This is a genomic window from Dyadobacter sp. HNCC25DJ184, assembly GCF_056895215.1.
In genome coordinates this window covers 152456-170417 of record NZ_JBXHAQ010000008.1, presented here as the reverse complement: position 1 = coordinate 170417, position 17962 = coordinate 152456, and the positions used below count along the sequence as shown (strand labels likewise).

General features: G+C 41.6%; 18 protein-coding genes. 6 read left to right on the top strand and 12 right to left on the bottom strand.

All coding sequences use genetic code 11. The features are described from left to right. Positions 1–54: 54 nt before the first annotated feature. The 7 genes from AC1XUD_RS14080 to AC1XUD_RS14050 all read right to left on the bottom strand — a co-directional run bounded on the left by AC1XUD_RS14080 (position 55) and on the right by AC1XUD_RS14050 (position 6880). Positions 55–768 carry an NUDIX hydrolase gene (locus AC1XUD_RS14080; RefSeq protein ID WP_483361656.1) on the bottom strand — a complete coding sequence of 238 codons (714 nt, stop codon included), beginning with the start codon at positions 766–768 and terminating at the stop codon, positions 55–57. Between the two features lie 149 nt (positions 769–917). Beyond that, on the bottom strand, positions 918–1970 hold the full coding sequence (locus tag AC1XUD_RS14075; protein WP_483361655.1) for an aminotransferase class V-fold PLP-dependent enzyme: 1053 nt from the start codon (positions 1968–1970) through the stop codon (positions 918–920). A 129-nt stretch (positions 1971–2099) separates the two neighbouring features. Further along, complete coding sequence (dapA, locus tag AC1XUD_RS14070; RefSeq protein ID WP_483361654.1) at positions 2100–2990, bottom strand: 4-hydroxy-tetrahydrodipicolinate synthase; 891 nt, start codon at positions 2988–2990, stop codon at positions 2100–2102. A 151-nt stretch (positions 2991–3141) separates the two neighbouring features. Next, the gene (gene ligA, locus AC1XUD_RS14065) at positions 3142–5226 is read right to left on the bottom strand and encodes an NAD-dependent DNA ligase LigA (RefSeq protein ID WP_483361653.1); all 2085 of its coding nucleotides are present in this window, start codon (positions 5224–5226) and stop codon (positions 3142–3144) included. Positions 5227–5410: 184 nt separating this feature from the next. Further along, positions 5411–5929 (bottom strand): YcxB family protein, encoded by a 519-nt coding sequence (locus AC1XUD_RS14060; protein ID WP_483361652.1) that lies wholly within the window; start codon positions 5927–5929, stop codon positions 5411–5413. A 51-nt stretch (positions 5930–5980) separates the two neighbouring features. Beyond that, the gene (locus AC1XUD_RS14055) at positions 5981–6373 is read right to left on the bottom strand and encodes an MmcQ/YjbR family DNA-binding protein (protein ID WP_483361651.1); all 393 of its coding nucleotides are present in this window, start codon (positions 6371–6373) and stop codon (positions 5981–5983) included. Positions 6374–6385: 12 nt separating this feature from the next. Further along, positions 6386–6880 carry a hypothetical protein gene (locus tag AC1XUD_RS14050; RefSeq protein WP_483361650.1) on the bottom strand — a complete coding sequence of 165 codons (495 nt, stop codon included), beginning with the start codon at positions 6878–6880 and terminating at the stop codon, positions 6386–6388. A 191-nt stretch (positions 6881–7071) separates the two neighbouring features. Here AC1XUD_RS14050 and AC1XUD_RS14045 point away from each other — a divergent pair, with 191 nt between their 5' ends. The 6 genes from AC1XUD_RS14045 (at position 7072) to AC1XUD_RS14020 (ending at position 11132) form a co-directional block, all read left to right on the top strand. Continuing rightward, a complete protein-coding gene (locus AC1XUD_RS14045; RefSeq protein ID WP_483361649.1) occupies positions 7072–7482 on the top strand; it encodes a hypothetical protein in 411 nt (136 codons plus the stop codon). A 121-nt stretch (positions 7483–7603) separates the two neighbouring features. Next, complete coding sequence (locus AC1XUD_RS14040; RefSeq protein ID WP_483361648.1) at positions 7604–8131, top strand: GNAT family N-acetyltransferase; 528 nt, start codon at positions 7604–7606, stop codon at positions 8129–8131. A 50-nt stretch (positions 8132–8181) separates the two neighbouring features. Further along, positions 8182–8835 (top strand): ankyrin repeat domain-containing protein, encoded by a 654-nt coding sequence (locus tag AC1XUD_RS14035; protein ID WP_483361647.1) that lies wholly within the window; start codon positions 8182–8184, stop codon positions 8833–8835. 234 nt (positions 8836–9069) lie between these two features. Further along, positions 9070–9666: an HD domain-containing protein gene (locus tag AC1XUD_RS14030; protein WP_483361646.1), complete on the top strand. Its 597-nt coding sequence runs from the start codon at positions 9070–9072 to the stop codon at positions 9664–9666. 295 nt (positions 9667–9961) lie between these two features. Further along, positions 9962–10465: an RNA polymerase sigma factor gene (locus AC1XUD_RS14025; protein WP_483361645.1), complete on the top strand. Its 504-nt coding sequence runs from the start codon at positions 9962–9964 to the stop codon at positions 10463–10465. Between the two features lies 1 nt (position 10466). Continuing rightward, the gene (locus AC1XUD_RS14020; protein WP_483361644.1) at positions 10467–11132 is read left to right on the top strand and encodes a hypothetical protein; all 666 of its coding nucleotides are present in this window, start codon (positions 10467–10469) and stop codon (positions 11130–11132) included. Between the two features lie 64 nt (positions 11133–11196). Here AC1XUD_RS14020 and AC1XUD_RS14015 read toward each other — a convergent pair whose 3' ends face one another. The 5 genes from AC1XUD_RS14015 to AC1XUD_RS13995 form a co-directional block, all read right to left on the bottom strand. Then, the gene (locus AC1XUD_RS14015; protein WP_483361643.1) at positions 11197–12321 is read right to left on the bottom strand and encodes a DUF3616 domain-containing protein; all 1125 of its coding nucleotides are present in this window, start codon (positions 12319–12321) and stop codon (positions 11197–11199) included. 213 nt (positions 12322–12534) lie between these two features. Further along, positions 12535–13773 (bottom strand): RNA polymerase sigma factor, encoded by a 1239-nt coding sequence (locus tag AC1XUD_RS14010; RefSeq protein ID WP_483361642.1) that lies wholly within the window; start codon positions 13771–13773, stop codon positions 12535–12537. 81 nt (positions 13774–13854) lie between these two features. Then, positions 13855–14205, bottom strand: coding sequence for a YciI family protein (locus AC1XUD_RS14005; protein WP_483361641.1), 351 nt, complete (start codon positions 14203–14205; stop codon positions 13855–13857). A gap of 55 nt (positions 14206–14260) precedes the next feature. Next, positions 14261–14713 carry a carboxymuconolactone decarboxylase family protein gene (locus tag AC1XUD_RS14000; RefSeq protein ID WP_483361640.1) on the bottom strand — a complete coding sequence of 151 codons (453 nt, stop codon included), beginning with the start codon at positions 14711–14713 and terminating at the stop codon, positions 14261–14263. Between the two features lie 186 nt (positions 14714–14899). Beyond that, entirely contained in the window at positions 14900–17557 is a 2658-nt protein-coding gene (locus AC1XUD_RS13995; protein WP_483361639.1) for an ABC transporter permease, read from the bottom strand. Between the last annotated feature and the right edge of the window lie 405 nt (positions 17558–17962).

Here is a 17962-nt window from a genome sequence, read left to right as displayed (position 1 = left end):
GTTCCCTTTAAAGAGATGAACCTAAAAGGATTAGAAAGGAGAATTATTTGCTTGTCAACCAAAACTTCCTGGCAGGAAATTCAGGAAGGTATTGAATTGCTTCTTATACTTTTCTTCATCAATCTTGTAGAAAAAGGCACCTTTCTTGGAGTATCCTTTTTGTTTTTCCGTCAACTTCACGAGCAGGTTGGTTGACATCAGTTTGCGGCTAAAATTCCGTTTGTCGAGCTCCGTGCCGAATATCGCCTCATACAACTTCTGAAGTTGGGGAATCGTAAATTTCTCCGGCAAAAGTTCAAAACCGATTGGGTGCTGAGAGGCCTTATATCTCAGATAATCGATGGCTTTCTGTACCATTTGTCCATGGTCAAACAGGAGTGTCGGCAGCTCCTGCATCGAAAACCATTGTGCTTCGTAGTTCTTTGATATCGTATTTTCGTAGTCATCCACATTGATTAGAGCGAAATAAGCTACTGATACTGTGCGCTCTACGGGATCCCGTTCAGGGGCTCCAAAAGTGTAGAGCTGCTCTAGGTATATGTCTTTTAAACTAGTCAGCTCATATAAAATACGAGCAGAAGCCTGCTCCAGACTCTCACTTGGCAAAACCCAGCCGCCCATTAAGGACCAGGTATTTCTTTCATTTTCAATACCTCTTTTTACCAGAAGCAATTTCAACTCTTCACCATCAAATCCGAAAATTATGGAATCGATAGCAACTAGAACTTTGGTTTGAGTTTGATACTGCCTTAATATATCTAATTGCACAACTTTTGTGAGTGAAAATAAACAGATTCATTTCGTGTTTTAACGGACTTGCCTGAGCATTGAAGCATTGCCTTCAAAAGTATTCAAAACCTTTATTTCCGTCTTCATTAACCCATAAAGACTTTTTCCAATCAATTACTACTTATTGCTCAGAATACATTCGCAGTAAAAAAGTTCTTTAAGGTCTCAATTTCAGAATCGTCAATTGCAGGAAAATTAGCGATTCTGAAAGTATTGTCTTTCCAATTGCCATATCCATTACCGAGCGTGATATCCGCTGCCAGTGCTTTGAACTTTATAGTCTTCAACAATTCAGCCTCGACCTGAACAGACAGAACTGTGTCTGACCAGGTTTCAGGATTATTACTGGAAATATCAAGTCCGTTTTGGGTAAAGAACGAATATAAGTCTTTTGCACGTTCCTTCGTTAGAGCGTCAATTTCCGGAATACCCTCCACTTGATCCATTACCCTCTGCATCAGGTATATACCAAGGATATTGGGCGTGTATGGAGTCTGAAACTTCAGAAAATTGTTTCGCACGAAAAGCAAACTATTGTAATGGTTGTTTTCATTAAGCTGAATAGCACGCTCAATCGCTTTTGGCGATAATATCATTACCCCCATTCCGGCCGGCAACCCAAAACACTTCTGTACCGATGCATACCAAACGTCACCACATTCCCAGGGAAGGGTTACGCCCGCCATCGAAGAGGTCGCATCAATCGCAATGATATTTGAACTTTTTGAACGGAACTCTTTTAAAAAAGCATCAGAAATAGCAGTTCCGTTCGAGGTTTCGTTGTGAGTAAAACATACAATATCCTCTGACTGAATGTCGGCAACAATATCTACTGATGGATTGGAACCGATATCGAAAGATCGAGCTGTAACTTTATCAATCAGCTTGCCGGTATACTCCGACCACTTTTCCCCAAAAGCGCCATTAAAATAATGAAAACTCGTAGTTGTGAGCGATTGAGCAATAATTTCCCAACATTCGGTGGCTGACGACACAAAGCACACCTCATAATCAGCAGGGATATTCAGCTTCTCCTTCATTAACTCAATCGTCGACCGAAGCATTTTCATAAAAGGCTCGCTCCTATGGTTAACGCTGAGAATACCACTATTGACGGCATCCTGCATATACTCCCCAACCTGCGGATAAACTTTGGAAGGACCTGGATAGAACGTAATCATATGAATATCAGCTAATTTTGGCAACAAAACTTAAAACAACAAAGGCCCCTTTCAGAGCCTTTGTTGTTTACGCAAAATATTTAAAGGGCTTTCGCAAAAGTCGGCAGCAAAAAATCTAACCGCTAAAAGCTAAATAAACCCCTCTCTCACCATCGCCTTTTCCAGTTTTTCGCCCAATTCTTTTGAGGCTTTCAACAAAGGCAGGCGAACGTCTGAGCTACAAATTCCTTTTATTTCAAGGCATTTTTTGATTCCAACCGGATTCGACTCAATATATAGTAAGGTATCAAATTCAAGGAAAGCAAGCTGTAATTTTGCCGCTTCGCTAAAACGACCTTCCAGCGCGTGCCAGGTTAAGTCAGTAAACTCTCTTGGGAATGCATTGGCAATCACCGAGATAACTCCATGCCAGCCTACGCTTACCATCGTCGTTACCAGATTGTCGTCACCCGAAAGCAAGATAAAATCTTTTGGCGCTCTCGCCGCCAACTCCATGCATTGCTCGATACTCCCGCCGGCTTCTTTAATTCCTATGATATTCGGATGCGCTGAAAGTGCCACCACTGTATCCGTCTTCATATTCGTAACCGTTCTTCCCGGTACGTTATAAAGTAAAACCGGTACTGGTGAAGCATCAGCAATCGCAGTAAAGTGCGCTATAATACCTTCCTGGGTAGGCTTATTATAATATGGACAAACCGACAAAATAGCGTCAACTCCAGTGAAGTTGGTCTTTTTGATCGTGTCAAGAACTGATTTGGTATTGTTTCCGCCGATGCCGTAAACGATCGGCAGGGACTTGGAATTATGCTTTATCGTAAACTCAAGAATCTTATCCTTTTCTTCGGAAGTTACTGTCGGCGACTCCCCCGTTGTTCCCTGAACAACCAGATAGTCAACTCCGCCTTCCAAAACAAGATCTATCAGATTTTTCAAACCTGCATAGTCAACTTCGTTCTCTTCATCAAAAGGTGTTATCAGTGCTGCGCCAACCCCTTTGAAACGTTCATCCAATGGCATTATTCCGATATTAATGTTTAATATTAAAACGCAAAGGTAATAAGGTAAATCGTCATAAACCGATTTAAGGGGGATATGACAATCTAATTTTTGTTATTGTATTGATATTCAGTTATATAATTTTCGAAAAATGGCAAATTGATGATCAAAGTCAGCCCAGCATCTGCAAAAATTCTTCCTCTGAAATGACCGTAACTCCTAATTTTCTGGCCTTTTCAAGCTTTGCCGGGCCCATATTCGCCCCTGCCAGAAGATAGTTAAGCTTGCCGGAAACACCACTCAAAACTTTTCCTCCGTTGGCTTCAATTTTTTCCTTCAAATCATCCCTTTCGAAATTCTCAAAAACACCCGAAATGACGAAAGTTTTCCCCTCCAATACATTGCTTTCCACCTCAATCGGTTTCTCATCCGTTTCCATTTGGACACCAGCTGCCTTTAGCCGCTCAACCAACTGAATGTTTTCCGGAATTGAGAAATATTCCGCAATGCTCATCGCAATCCTCCCTCCAATTTCAGGAACACCTATAAGTTGCTCATATGTAGCAGCTTGCAAAGCATCCATAGACTTAAAGTAAGTCGCCAGCTTCTCTCCGACCGTTGCTCCGACATATCGAATACCCAGTCCGAAAAGCACATTTTTGAACGGTACCGTTTTCGAAAGTTCGATACCCTTCAGAATATTCTCCACCGTTTTTTCACGGAAACTTATCTTCTTGACCTTTCCGGTTTCTTCATTTTCTATGCTTTTCTCCAGTCCGAGAAGCGTGTCATATCTCAAATCATATAAATCTGCAGGGGTAGTAACCAACCCAAGATCGAAAAGCAATTCAATCTTTCCTTCACCCAAACTCTCAATATTCATCGCTTTCCGATGGATAAAATGCTCTATCCGACCCTTCAGTTGTGGCGGACAATGGCTGTCATTCGGACAGAAATATGCCACTTCACCTTCATTTCTCATCAAACCCGCTCCACATTCGGGGCATGTTGTCGGAAATATGATGGGCTGAGTAGGATATAATTCTCGTTTTGAAAAATCTACACCCGTTATTTTGGGGATGATTTCACCGCTTTTTTCAACAAAAACGGTATCTCCTAGCTCCAACCCCAAACGTTCAAGTTCATTTGCATTATGCAAAGTTGCCCGTTTCACTTGTGTACCAGACAAATGCACACCTTTTACTTTATTATATGGCAATTCCCTTTCAGTTTCATCGCACAAATTGGCAACGGGTGTAACCGCACCGGTACGACCGACCTGGAAGTTAACGGATCGTAAAACTGCCGGCTTATTTTCGGCTTTATATTTAAATGCTATCGCCCACCTCGGGCTCTTGGCTGTGAAACCTAACTCGCGCTGTTGTTCAAAAGAATTAACTTTGATTACAATACCGTCCGTAGCCAAAGGAAGCGTCCCACGTTTGTCTTCCCATTCGTGGATAAATGCAATTACTTCATCAACACTCGATACCTTTCTCCAGCCCGGAGAAACATTAAAACCCCACGCTTTTAGCTGCAGCAAACTTTCTTCATGACTCTTGAAAGTATCTACATCACTCAAAAAAGAATATAAATAACAATCAAGGCCCCGGCGCGCCGTTTCGCCGGAATCTTGTAGTTTAAAAGAACCAGAAGCTGCATTTCTTGGATTTGCATATGGATTTTCACCGAGTGCCTCCATTTCATCGTTGAGTTTTTTGAAAGAACTTAATGGCATAAACCCTTCTCCGCGAATCTCAAATAATGGTGGTACCGCAGCCGATTTCACCTTTAACGGTAAAGTTCTGATGGTTTTTATATTGTGGGTGATTTCATCGCCACGGGTTCCATCTCCGCGAGTAACCCCTCTTACCAAAATACCATTTTCATATGTAAAGCTGAGCGATATTCCGTCAAACTTCAATTCACAAATATATTCATATGGCTCCCCATCCAGCCCTTTTCTCACACGTTCGTCAAAGTTTCGAAGCTCCTGCTCGTTATAAGTATTGTCGAGCGACAACATGGGATATCGGTGATATACCGCGTTGAAGTTCTTGGTGATCGTCCCGCCCACACGCTGTGTTGGTGAGTCAGGAGAACGGAATTCCGGGTACTGATTTTCCAGTGATTTGAGTTGCTCCAGTAATTGGTCAAAATCCAAATCGGATATTTCGGAAACGCTGTCCTGATAGTACCTTGAATTGTAATATTCTAATTTGTCGCTCAGTTGTTGAATCTGTTCTTCGGGAGTCATATGCATGCGATTTTGGAATCCTATTGAATAGAATTCAAAAATACAGTTTTTAGTTAGTTGTTAGGTTTTAGCTGTTAGCTTTTGGTAAGCTGTTTAAACGCGGTGTTAAGGGGAGTTCCACGCGGTGTTACGCAGAGTTTTTTTATATGACAACTCAAGTTCGTTTTCCCCGGCCTTTGTTTATCTAAGGTAACAGTTTGATTTTCAGACCATCGACTGAGTGCAATATTGCTTTTAGTTCAGCGATTTCTTCTTCTTTAAAAGCTCTTTTAGGGAGAATATTGGCACTTCCTTCTGTGGGTTTGATCAGAAAAAAGTCATTTGTTTCTATAACTGAATGGTGTTTCTCCCAAGGTAGCTGATTCTGAAAATCGTCACCTTTAAGCGTAATTCCATTGCGACCCATCTTGGCGTCTATTTGTTGAGTCACTGCATTTTTAGATTTGATCAAAGCCGGTGCCTGAATTAAAGCCGAAATCTCGGCTAGGAAATACTGTTGAACAGCCAGTAAAAAGACGATGATCATTCCTCCACTGAACTTGAATGTCCCTTTCACAAGCGTCGCCGTTACGAAAAAAACAAGGGCTGCCAAGAGGATACTGCCAGTAATTCGGAACAATTTGGTAACAAATCGGGACCTTGACGATGCAACCAGCCCTTTGGTCAATTCTTCTTTGGAGAGCTTAAAATTAATGTGAACCATTGTAATACATAACGGAGTTAGGCAGGCAATATACGACGGGCACGAGGATTGTCAAAAGTTTTTATCAATGTTGCGCCCTGAAAACTGATCATGCTTAGTCCGTGCGGCCATATTCCTGACAATTCTCTTCGGAGCCCGTCTCCGCCAGGCTTCCACCAGCAATTCTTCAAGGAGATCCGGTTTGATATTGTTCATATTAATGAGCACATACTTGTAGTTCCGGTAATGCTCAGTGATGAAGAACGTTTCAGGGTCTGCTTCCATAAGCGGCTCACGGTTTTCGTGATATAACGCCAATGTCTCACCGTCTTCCTTAACTAAGGTAAACAGCTTGTCTTTAACATAAAAGGCGGGCGAGTCAAAACAAAATTTCTCCACCACCTCCGGCAAAGGCAGCAAAACTTTCCGAAGAAAATCGAGGTAGATGGAGTAGACTAGTTTCATAATGCCTTGGTTCTACTTCCTCACCAACTTCAACCCAGTCATTGCCTTTTTGCCAATTGCAGGAAGCATGGTCGGCACTTTAAGCAGACTGTCTCCAATTTGAGGATATGGCTGATAGCCAACCAAATATCTCTCAATTATAAAATCCACCTCCTGTTCAAAACGAAGATCAGTCTGACCGATAAATGTCGACAGATCATATAACTTTTTATGCCAAATGATAGCGTCCAGATTTGGTGCCAAGGAGTATAGATTTTGGAAACCGTTATCGAATTTGAACAATATCCCCTTCTCCGCATTTTTGATCAAGCTCTCCGGATTGCCCGAAAGCGTGATTGGCATATAAGTCTGTTTGTTATACACAAATCCACCGTGATTTGCTTTGATATACTCCCGCATCGCGCGCGGCGAATCGCCAACATTCAGTACATCAACCAGTAATATTTGCTGAGCTGCCAAAAACTGGTCTTTGTCAGTAATCAAAGGGAGAGCAGATATTCGAATCATTTTTTCAATTTTAGGAGGGGAACAATGGAAACAGGGTAGGAGGTTTCATCGGCCGACAATTTTTGACTACTCGAGCGACATTCATCACTATTTATGCAAATTTTGCAAATTCAAATTAAATTGGGGTCCTAACCTCCCCTCAATTAAGGATATGTTGTATTTGAAGCCGGCAGCAATTAATAACCTCATAAGTGAAATCATTAACCATCATCTTCACTCTTTTACTAACCTCTTGTCATCCAATATATTGTGGATGGAGTTCTGATTACGATAATGTTATAAATCCTCCTGAACGGGAAAAAATTGTCGGGAGTTACGTCCTCAGCAAGGATTCGCAAGAATTTCTCGAAAGAGATTTCACGAGCTGGCCGATAAACCTAAGCTTGTCAAATGATGGTCAATATCGATTTTTTAATCAATTGGAAAACTACCTCAAACAAGGCAAATGGTCACTCTATTGCGACGGAAAATCCGATTGCGCTATGGAATTAGAAGGAATTACGGTCGAACGTTTGGGAATCAAAGGATCAGATATTGCCCTATTGATTACGCTCGGAGATGGAGATGAATGCGAAGGGATTGTGTATGAAAAAGCAAAATAGTTAACCATTTCGGAAAGTATAAAATCATTATGACTTAGTTTGATAATGTTTTCCAGAAGGCGCAAATTCTTAATAAAATACCCACTTGAATTCGTTCTAACATAGATAGAAGCTTATACCGATGCACGAAAACCTGATCCTGAGACAAGAGTCTTCCTCCGACTACCCCAAAGTTTTCGACGTGAACCACTTTGCCTTTGAGCAAGATGGCGAGGCCAGACTGGTAGACGCGTTGCGGCGAAATGACGATGCTTTTGTGCCGGAGCTTTCAATTGTGGCTGTTCTTGAAAATCAGATTGTTGGACATATTCTTTTTACTAAAATTCAAATCTTAGAAGGTGATTTAGTAGCTGAGAGTCTGGCGTTGGCTCCGATGGCCGTCCTTCCTGAGCATCAAAATCATGGAATTGGTGAAAAACTGGTTCATTATGGCCTTTCTACGGCTAAAAACCTGGGCTATACGTCGGTCATTGTACTCGGGCATGAACATTATTACCCACGCTTCGGCTTCGTACCGACCAGTATATGGAATATCCGAGCCCCCTTTGACGTTCCCCCAAATGTATTTATGGGGCTTGAATTAGAGGAAGGCTCATTGAAAAATGTGACAGGTATAGTTCGATATCCGAAAGAATTTGATGAGCTATAACCTTTAGAAAATGAGTAATTTTATATTCGTCACAGCCTCAAACGCCATTTATGAACTCAATCTTAATAAGACAGCTCTTCGCGAACAAAGATCACGATGGCCTCAGACGGGCCTTATCTGAAAACCCCGCCCTTGCCAACGAGGGAATTCCATACGATGAAGCAAATACCACCAAAGCCCACCCGCTTCACAGACTTTGTGACGCCGTGTTTACCGGTCAGTGTACTGATGAAGAAGCCATTGAGATGGCCAAGATTCTTCTGGAATATGGTGCCAATGTTAATGGCAATGAATTAATATTAAAAAAGGATACACCTCTCATCGCAGCATCAAGTTTACACGCCGATCAGCTGGCTGTTTTTTATATAGAAAATGGTGCGGATATCTTCCACGCAGGAACGCATGGCGGAACTGCTTTGCATTGGGCCGCGTGGTGTGGCCGACCGGCGGTCGTGGCAAGATTGATTAAAGAGGGTGCCGAGATAAATAAACTGTGTATAGATTTCAAATCGACTCCAATCTTTTGGGCAGTTCATGGATTAAAGGAAGGCGACAAAACTGATTTGCCAAATCATTTGGAATGCGTCCGCTTATTGATTCAAGCTGGTGGTGATAAAAGCGTCCCGAACGCGAATGGCAAAACCATATTTGATTTGGCAGAAGCGGAAGATCTGGAATTGAAAGAAATGTTGACCCAGGGTTAACCGTGAAAAGGTAACGGCTAACGGGTGCAGATTTTGAGTTTTTGTCCTAAACTTTACGTCATAAAGGATGAAAAAACTAACAGGTTAAGGGATAACGAGTTAGCTGGAAAGTTCTTGATCTCAGCTTCGAAAGTGAATAAAGAAGGCCTATTGAAACTCGCAACTCCGTTAACTGTTTATCCCTTGACCTTTCACCCGTATTTGAGCCAATATAAACCGTTTTACCCCAAGAATATGGATTCCGACCAACTCATAAATCAAATCAACTTCATAAAGGAGATCGACAAGTTGAAGTACATTCAGCGAAAGACTAAGTTGTTCAACAGCGACAGACCTGAGAATGATGCGGAACATAGCTGGCATTTGGCTATGATGACGATTGTTTTGGCAGAACATGCTGATACGCCTGTTGATGTACTTAAAGTATTGAAAATGGTGCTGATTCATGATGTCGTCGAGATCGACGCCGGTGATACTTTCATATATGACACCACGAAAAACCACACTAATACCGACGAAGAACTACTTGCCGCCAAACGGATTTTCGGTCTGCTTCCCGCAAAGCAAGCTGACGAATTTATTGCAGTTTGGGAGGAATTTGAGGAGGGTATAACAAACGAAGCAAAATTTGCCCGTGCGATGGACAGGTTGGAACCATTACTGCAAAATACTTCCAACAATGGCGGTACATGGCGAGAATTTGATGTCGATTACCAAAAGGTATATGAAAAGAAAAAAGCTATAAAAAATGGTTCTGCTACACTCTGGAACTTCGCCGAAGATCTGATCAACGAAAGTGTGGAGAAGGGGATTTTAAAACGATTGGATTGAGGGAGAAGGAGTTAACTATTAAGGTGGCCGAACTTCGAACCCACTCAGTTCAAAGAATCCCTTTCCGTCCTCTAGACTCTCGCATTGCCGACTATCAATGTTTTCAAAACCTTGATAGTCTCAAAACCCGGCAAGTTTTTCTCCCACCACTACTTTTTTAAAAAAAAACTGTGATTTTTTGAGCCCCTTTGCGAATAATTGAGAAACATATGTTTAACGCATTTAAACAGTCCACTATGAAATCTCAATACAGTTGTTCGTTCGCCTTTAATACCCACATATTTCTTTCAGGCTTGTGACGCAGACGGAAATTTTCCTGACAATTCTTGAAGGCCACAAAGGTATTTTGTACAAAGTGGCCAACTGCTACTGCAAAGACCATGAGGACAGAAAGGACCTTATGCAGGAAATGGTATATCAACTCTGGAGATCGCTCGATAAATATAATGGGCAAGTCAAATACTCCACCTGGGTATACCGCATCGCTTTGAACGTCGCCATTTCATTCTATCGCAAGGAGAGGAATAATCGGGTAAATAGGTTGTCGATAACTGAAAGTATATTGGAGTTCCCTGACGATTCGGTTTCAGGAGAAGAAAATCAGGATCTAAGCAAATTACAGGATTTCATCAGAGACTTAAAAGAACTGGATCGGGCACTTATTTTACTCCATCTGGAAGAAAAAAGTTATAAAGAAATAGCTGAAATTATCGGTATCACTGAGACCAATGTGGCAACGAAAATCAGCAGAATAAAGAGTTTCTTAAAAACTAAATTCGCGACCATTAAAAATAGCTGACATGGAAAATTCTAACATGATAAATCTTTGGAAATCGCACGACAAGAAACTGGAAGAGACTATATCAATAAATAAACATATGGTGTTGGAAGTAACAAAACTGAAGACCGAATCTCTGTTGAAATCGATGCGCCCGGCAAAATTATTCACCTTACTGACTGGTATTATCTGGGTTGTTTTGGGAAGTATTATAACCGGAAATCTTTTTGTTCATGCATATGACCATATTAGCCTATTTTTCCTCTATTCAGCTGCTATTCAACTCATTATAACAGCCATTGCTATCGTGATCTATATTTACCAATTAGTATTAATACACCAGGTCGATATCGGAATGGACATAATCGAAACCCAAAGCAAGCTCACCAAATTGAAATCGTCCACACTTTGGTCAGCACGTATTCTTTTTCTGCAATTACCCCTCTGGACAACTTTTTATTTATCCTCAAGTACCATCCTGAGTGGGAACATTACCTACATCCTGATAAATGGACTCATCACGCTCTCATTTACGTACTTGGCCATATGGTTGTTCATAAACATTAAATATGAAAATCGCGACCAAACATGGTTCAAATTAATATTCTCAGGAAAAGAATGGGATCCAATAATCAGGTCGATGGAGCTTTACGCAGATATCAAGGAGTTTAAAGTGGAAAAGGGTTAAAAACGGTTAATGGTTAGTAGGTTAAGCGATGCTCCGTTCATCTTTTCACCTTTTAACCACTTCTTTAAAGGCTAAAAACATCCACCTCAGTTCCGCTAGTACCTATATTTCGCTCAGATGACGCAGAGTCGTATACGACTAATATTGAATCTGCCTCATCACTTCCTTCGGGTGTTAGCAATGCAATGCCTTCGGCGTGGTCGCTGCCCTCACCAAAGGCAACTTCTCCTGCCCTTATCAATTTTTTGTCTCCCCTGAAAATTATGCTTTCTTCACTGGCATTGACTGCTCCCTCCCAACGATATATACGCACAGGTCCGTCCAGGTCCATTGTCGGACCCGTTAAAATAAGCAAATCGGAACCGTGGATTGCGATGTCTCTGATCCCCAGACCATCCAACTGAAGCGCGTGTTTTTTAAATCCTTTTAGTTTCAAAATCGTGTGTTCATTCTTCTTTTCTTCCTTTAGCTTTAGCTCCAGGATGAATGCCCAACCACGAAGCACCGGCCCCCTGAGCCCGACAAATATTTTATTACCTGCTACTGCCAAACCTTCAATATCAAAACCATTATCCTTGCCTGGAATATTCAAAAAATTCTGCAAGTGTTTGTCTTCCATTAGTGCTTCTGTTAGTTCATTTCCGTCCGTTCCTCCGACCAATTGGGCAACGGTTCGCTTCCGGCCGTTATCCTCAGCCTTCCTTTTCAGCACAAATGTTTCTCCTTCTTTTTCCAGCGGAATCCGCGCCAGTAAAAAGCGGTTGCCTTCGCGGGTTACTTTGCGTAGCCTTTTGAAACTCTCCGCAATAGACTCGAAGTCGCTGCTATCCAATTTTGCTCTTTTTGAACTGTGCGAACCAATAAGCCATATATAGCCATCTTTATAATCGAGGCCTTCGATATCGATCTCTTCAATCCTCAGTTTACCTTTTTCGTCGACTGTCGGCAATATGGGTAGATCGAGAAAATCCTTCAAATCAAATTGGGTATGGTTGGCGTAAGTGATATTCCCTTTTTCGTCTTTACTCTGAAAAGTTAGGCGCTCCAGTGTGATCGTTTCGTCATTCGCAACCCATAATGTATTGCCCACCTGAACAGACACAGACAATCCTTGCCGAAGCTGTTTCCTGGAATTAACCTGGTTGAGCCCAGGTTCGAATTCGAGAAAGGCCGATGCTTTCTTTTCCATGATTTATATTAATTGGAATATATCGAATATGGACTGTCCGGAATCCAAGGGATACCTGAATCACGACAATCGATAGAATATAATTAGTTGATTGTCTTATACTTAATCCAATATAAATCTAATGAAATGCAGGTAGGTAGTCGTTACCGTTAGATAAGTCTAAAGGATACCTTTCTGAAAGATTTGCCTTTGACAAAGTTAATATTATCCTTATCACATGCTATGGCGAAGTTTGAGGATATGGGAGTTGACCGTCGCTTTATCGATGGGCGAAACGGCGAGTTCATATGCTTTTTCGAAATGTTGAAGCGCTCTCTTGTTATCAATTTCTGTGTATAAATTTCCAAGCAACGAGTAATAAAAGTGATTGCTTTTAAGGTTTAATTTTTCTGCTTCCCCGATTGCGGCCAGTTTGCCGCGGGCTTTGGAAAGCGCATACGTACGGTTCAATGCCGCGATTGGCGAGTATTCCAGAATAAGCAGGCTATTGTATAATTGCAAAATCTCCTCCCATTTTTCAGGAATATTTTCTTTCAAAGTATGCCAGTAAGCAATACCGGCTTCAAGATGATATTTGATCAATTCAACGCCCCGCGACGCCCGATTCAGATAATATATCCCCTTTTCAATGCGCTGCCGATCCCACAAATTTTCGTCCTGATCTTCATACAAAATCACCTCTCCGTCTGCGTTTATTCTGGCTTCAAACCGCGAAGAATGAAAGTGCATCAATGCCAATAATGCTTCTACAGATGGTTTCCCGGTATTTTCATTCTCTGCCAAAAGCTGTGTCAAACGAATCGCTTCGTCACAGAGATCCTTCCGAAGCAAGGTATAATGAGAGGTAGAGTAATACCCTTCCGAAAAAAGCAGATATACCGTCGTCAAAACTGAGTCAAGTCGTTCGTTAATCTGACTTATTGAAGGCTGTTCGATCTTTATCTTCTTCTCTTTTAATCTATTTTTCCCACGGCTAATCCTTTTATAAATTACCTCCTTATTCGTCAGAAATGCATCCGCAATTTCCTGAATTCCAAATCCACAAAGTATATTGAGCGCCAGGGCAACCTGCGTTTCGCTGGCATTACAGGGATTACATATGGCAAAAATCATCGCCAGCTGGCTATCGGATATGTTTTTGGCTGACAAATCAATCTCAAGTTCTTCACTTTTTTCCGAGGTATGTCCGATTTCTGCTACCAGCTTTTTCTCGAACAGCGAATTTCTTTTCAGGTAATTCAATGTTTTGTTTTTCGCCACAGTATAGAGCCAGCCAGTGGGATTTTCGGGTATACCTTTCAGGCTCCATGTCTCCATTGCCGTCAGGAAAGTGTCGCTGACAATATCTTCAGCAACTTCTATATGCTCAATACCAAACAGATATGATAGAACAGAAACAATATTCCGATATTCAGTTCTGAACAATTTTGGTATGAGCTCTCGTTCTTCCATAAAATCAACATGAATGCCTTTCTAATTTCAAAGGCATTCACGTTTGCTTTCTTTAAACAATATTGAATATTATGTAGCAGCTTATTGACCCGCAGTCAGCGCCATTCGAACTTCCACCGTCGCGCCCCACTGCAAAATCGGACAGCCTTTGGCAATCTCAACAGCTTCATCGTAATTTTCGGCTCTTATAAAAAACAGCCCTCCAATCGACTCTTTTACTTCTGCATATGGGCCATTAGTCACCGAGTTATTCGGTTTCACAACTCTCCCGTCCCCATCCCAACGCCTGGGAGGAGCTACGAGTTTGTTCTGAGCAGCAATACCACCGATCCAATCTTGAAAAGGCTTTATTGCAGCCTGCATCTGTTCAGGCGAGGGACTTGCATCTTTGCTTTTCATATCCCTGTGTATCGCCACCATAAATTCTTCCATTTCGCTATTTTTTTGTCGTTGAAATTCAGTTTGAAATTAGACATTTTAAAGCATCTCAGCCAAACTGCCCAACTTTGTAAGTCCCTGCAACGTTCGGGAAAGAGATATTGATTCGGTTCCAGGTATTGATGGTTGTAACCACCATAGTGAGGTCAATAAGCTCTTCGTCTGTGAATTCGGGTTTCACTTTATTGTAAATTTCGTCCGTCACGACACATTTGGTGACTGCTTCCGCCCATTCAAATGCCGCTCTTTCGCGATCGGTATAATATGGAGCTTCGCGCCAAGCGCTCAATCCATATAGTCTTTGTTCAGTCTCACCTTTTGCGCGGGCATCTTTGTAATGCATATCCAGGCAAAATGCGCAGCTATTCATTTGAGATACTCTGAAATTAACCAGCTCTCTGAGAGCCAATTCAATTGGTGACTTATGCAAATATGCACCTATTCCAAAAAGTGGTTTCAACGCATTTAATCCTTTTTCCTGAACATTCAGTCTGTTTTCCATTTTGATTAATGTTAATGTAAAAACCAACTGACAATCGGGTTTTCGGTTTTGGACAGATTGGAAGAAAAAATTTTATAAATAACACGAAAGTGCCTCAGCGACGAAACTGAGGCACTTTCAGGTTAAAAAAATATTTAAACCTTCGTGTTCACTAAGTTAAAAACATGGTATTCAAACGCAGTTCAACTATTCGCTTCGCAAGCTTTTTACCGGGTTCATCAATGCAGCTTTAATACTTTGAAAACTAACTGTAAACAACGCGACAACAATTGCCGACAAACCTGCAATTATGAATATCCACCAATCCATCTCGGTTTTGTAGGCAAAACTTTCAAGCCATTCTTCCATCGCAAACCATGCGAGCGGCGAGGCAATCAGGATGGCGATGAGTACCAGTTTCAAAAATTCGCTTGAAAGTAAACCGACAATACTTCCAATACTTGCACCCAGTACCTTTCGAACGCCGATTTCCTTGGTTCGTTGTTCGGCCATGAAAGTCGCCAATCCGAATAAACCCAAACAGGCAATCAAAACAGCCATAACCGTAGCAGTCTCAATGAGTTGAGCAGTGCGGAGTTCCGACTTATAGGCAAGGCGAAGTTCCTCGTCCAGAAATTTATAGTCAAATACCTGACCGGGGAATGACGCGGTCCAAATCTTTCTTATCTGCTCAATCGTTCCTTTCAAACTCTCTGCATTCATCGCATTGCTTCCCAGTTTTATGCCGGCCTGATAGTAATGTCTTGGTACTATCTCCATCAAAGTAGGGTCAATGTTTTGGTGCAATGAGTTGACATTAAAGTTTTTAGCTACACCAACAATAGTCGCCCACTCCGGCCCGTCTCCATAATATATCTTTTGCCCGATTGCTTTCTCAGGGTTGATGATTCCCATTCTTTCCAGCATTATCTCGTTGGCAATAACCTGGTGAAGCGTATCTGCATCTTTGAGCCATTGCCCCGCAAGCAGTTGTATTCCATAGGTATTGAAAAAATGTTCATCTACGAGTTTCATCTGAGTTTTGATAGGGACTGTTTTGCCTCCGTCTCTCGCCTCCATCCCCTGCATCCAGTTGCCTTCCGAAGAGGCACTGTTAAGTGAAAAGCTAACGTCTTTTATTTGAGGTATATCCGAAAGCTGGTTTCGAAGTACTCTTAATTTCGCAGGACTGTTTTCTGGCAAACCTGTGGTGATAATCGCTTCTTTATTAAATCCGAGGTCAGCATTCTGGAATAACGCCAACTGCTTATTGATTAATAAGGCACTGATAATCAACACCAACGAAACTGTAAACTGCATTACTACCAAACTTTGTCGTAGCGGAATCCACTGGGTTTCAGATTTCGTATTATTCTTTTTCAAAGCCAGAATCGGTGCCATGCCCGATATCCTAAGTGCTGGATATAGACCTGCCAGTAAAGTGGTTATAAGCACAAGACCAACGCCAAAAACGGCTGTCTGCCAATTGAAAAGATCATTAGTTGAAAGTGGGATATCGAGCATAGCGGCCGCATAAGGAAGTGTCAGCCAGGATATTAAACCAGCAAGAAGAACCGCTGAAGCGCTGATCAGCCCGGCCTCTGTTAAAAACTGATTGATAAGTGACATTCTATTGCTTCCCACCACTTTTCGGATACTTACTTCCTTCGCCCGACGGAATGCTTGAGCGGTACTTAAATTAATGAAATTAAAACACGAAATCAGTAAGACCAGCAAACCAATAAACGATAAGGTTTTTAGCATTTTTACATTGGCCGTCCGCCCGCTGAAATTCCCGGAAAAATGGATTTCAGAAAGTGGATTGAACAAAAAACGCTTCTCTGCCAAGGCTTCTCTTCCCATATATTTGACCAGAATACCCGACATCTTTCTGGTCAGTTTTTCCGGCTTCATACCGGGTTTCAATAACACGTACATTTGCGAATTATCATTCCAGCCGTTCCATTTGTTGAGATCGTAATCAGGGTTTACATTTTTCACAGTTTGCATCGATATCAGAATATCAAAAGGAAAACTCGTAGTGGACGGATAGTCTTCCAGTACCCCGGTAATACGCAAGTCCTGTTTGTTATCCAGTTTTAAAGTCTGACCGACTACATCTGTTTTCCCAAAATATTTTTCAGCATATTTTTTAGATAAGACAGCTGTATTAGGTTCGTCCAGCGCCTTTTCCTTATTACCTGCTATCCATTGATAATCAAGAACCTTGAATATACTTGGGGTAGTATAAACAAAGCTTTCCTTAAAACGATTTTCGCCGGCAGAAAAAGTACTCCCCCTCATCTGTACGATCGGAACAAACTGCTCGGCCTCAGGTAAGTCGTTGGCTATGGCATTGAACATTCCCGTATAAGTGCCGGGATATGTGTGACCTTCTTTGATATTGTGATTTTCAATCCGGTAAATCCTGTCGCGATTTGATTGGTGCAAGTCATATTCCGTTTCATGTTTGACAATCATAAATATCAATAGGGCACAAGCCATACCAACGGCCATACCGCTAATATTGATCATCGAAAACCTCATACTTTTGGAGAGGTTCCGGAATGCGATTTTGAAATAATTGCTGAGCATAATAATTTGAGAATTAGAGGTATTTTCGGCTTCATGCCAAATGGAGTCTGCACTATATTTCCGTTTCCGCACAAAAGGCGGTAATACGGATATTACATTCAGTACATATTGAAAATTCGCTACCGTTCTTCCGGATTTTGCATACCAATCTTGATATAGCTCATCCAGGTCACCCTCCACTTCTTCGAGGGTATCTTCAGGGTGAAGCCATTTTAAAAGCGAAAGCATCCAGCGAGGCGGGTCGTGACGGACGGACATATTACTTCTCATGACCTACACATTGTCAGCTCAGCAACTACATTCGGAAACGCCTCTGAACAGTGGTGTCGCATACACATTTGCTATTAGTTTCTATTTTATCGTACAAACTCGTGCCATTTCCTAAAACGACCCTCCATTCGCTCAAAAAGGCGTTTTTGCGTATTTCTACAAAGTGTTTTCTGTTCGTAAAAGAACAGGAAACGTCCGATAACGGACACAGAAGGAGTTGTGAATATGGTTGAAAGCTTAATTAAAATCCGTTCAATTAAGACTATTATACTCAAACCTGAAGGATTTTAACCGACCGTCAAAACCGGAACTACAACGGGCTCGAAATTCAGCCTATCACCCTATTTTTCAGTATTTTATAAAAGTGAAGGCTATTTTGATTATATCTCCTGAGCTGGCATGTTT

Coding starts and splice junctions, on each gene's coding strand:
- AC1XUD_RS14050 (WP_483361650.1), bottom strand. CDS start 6,880: ATGATTCGAATATCTGCTCTCCCTTTGATTACTGACAAAGACCAGTTT.
- dapA (WP_483361654.1), bottom strand. CDS start 2,990: ATGCCATTGGATGAACGTTTCAAAGGGGTTGGCGCAGCACTGATAACA.
- AC1XUD_RS14040 (WP_483361648.1), top strand. CDS start 7,604: ATGCACGAAAACCTGATCCTGAGACAAGAGTCTTCCTCCGACTACCCC.
- AC1XUD_RS14055 (WP_483361651.1), bottom strand. CDS start 6,373: ATGAAACTAGTCTACTCCATCTACCTCGATTTTCTTCGGAAAGTTTTG.
- ligA (WP_483361653.1), bottom strand. CDS start 5,226: ATGACTCCCGAAGAACAGATTCAACAACTGAGCGACAAATTAGAATAT.
- AC1XUD_RS14020 (WP_483361644.1), top strand. CDS start 10,467: ATGGAAAATTCTAACATGATAAATCTTTGGAAATCGCACGACAAGAAA.
- AC1XUD_RS14060 (WP_483361652.1), bottom strand. CDS start 5,929: ATGGTTCACATTAATTTTAAGCTCTCCAAAGAAGAATTGACCAAAGGG.
- AC1XUD_RS14030 (WP_483361646.1), top strand. CDS start 9,070: ATGGATTCCGACCAACTCATAAATCAAATCAACTTCATAAAGGAGATC.
- AC1XUD_RS14005 (WP_483361641.1), bottom strand. CDS start 14,205: ATGGAAGAATTTATGGTGGCGATACACAGGGATATGAAAAGCAAAGAT.
- AC1XUD_RS14035 (WP_483361647.1), top strand. CDS start 8,182: ATGAACTCAATCTTAATAAGACAGCTCTTCGCGAACAAAGATCACGAT.
- AC1XUD_RS14000 (WP_483361640.1), bottom strand. CDS start 14,713: ATGGAAAACAGACTGAATGTTCAGGAAAAAGGATTAAATGCGTTGAAA.
- AC1XUD_RS14015 (WP_483361643.1), bottom strand. CDS start 12,321: ATGGAAAAGAAAGCATCGGCCTTTCTCGAATTCGAACCTGGGCTCAAC.
- AC1XUD_RS14010 (WP_483361642.1), bottom strand. CDS start 13,773: ATGGAAGAACGAGAGCTCATACCAAAATTGTTCAGAACTGAATATCGG.
- AC1XUD_RS14075 (WP_483361655.1), bottom strand. CDS start 1,970: ATGATTACGTTCTATCCAGGTCCTTCCAAAGTTTATCCGCAGGTTGGG.
- AC1XUD_RS13995 (WP_483361639.1), bottom strand. CDS start 17,557: ATGAGAAGTAATATGTCCGTCCGTCACGACCCGCCTCGCTGGATGCTT.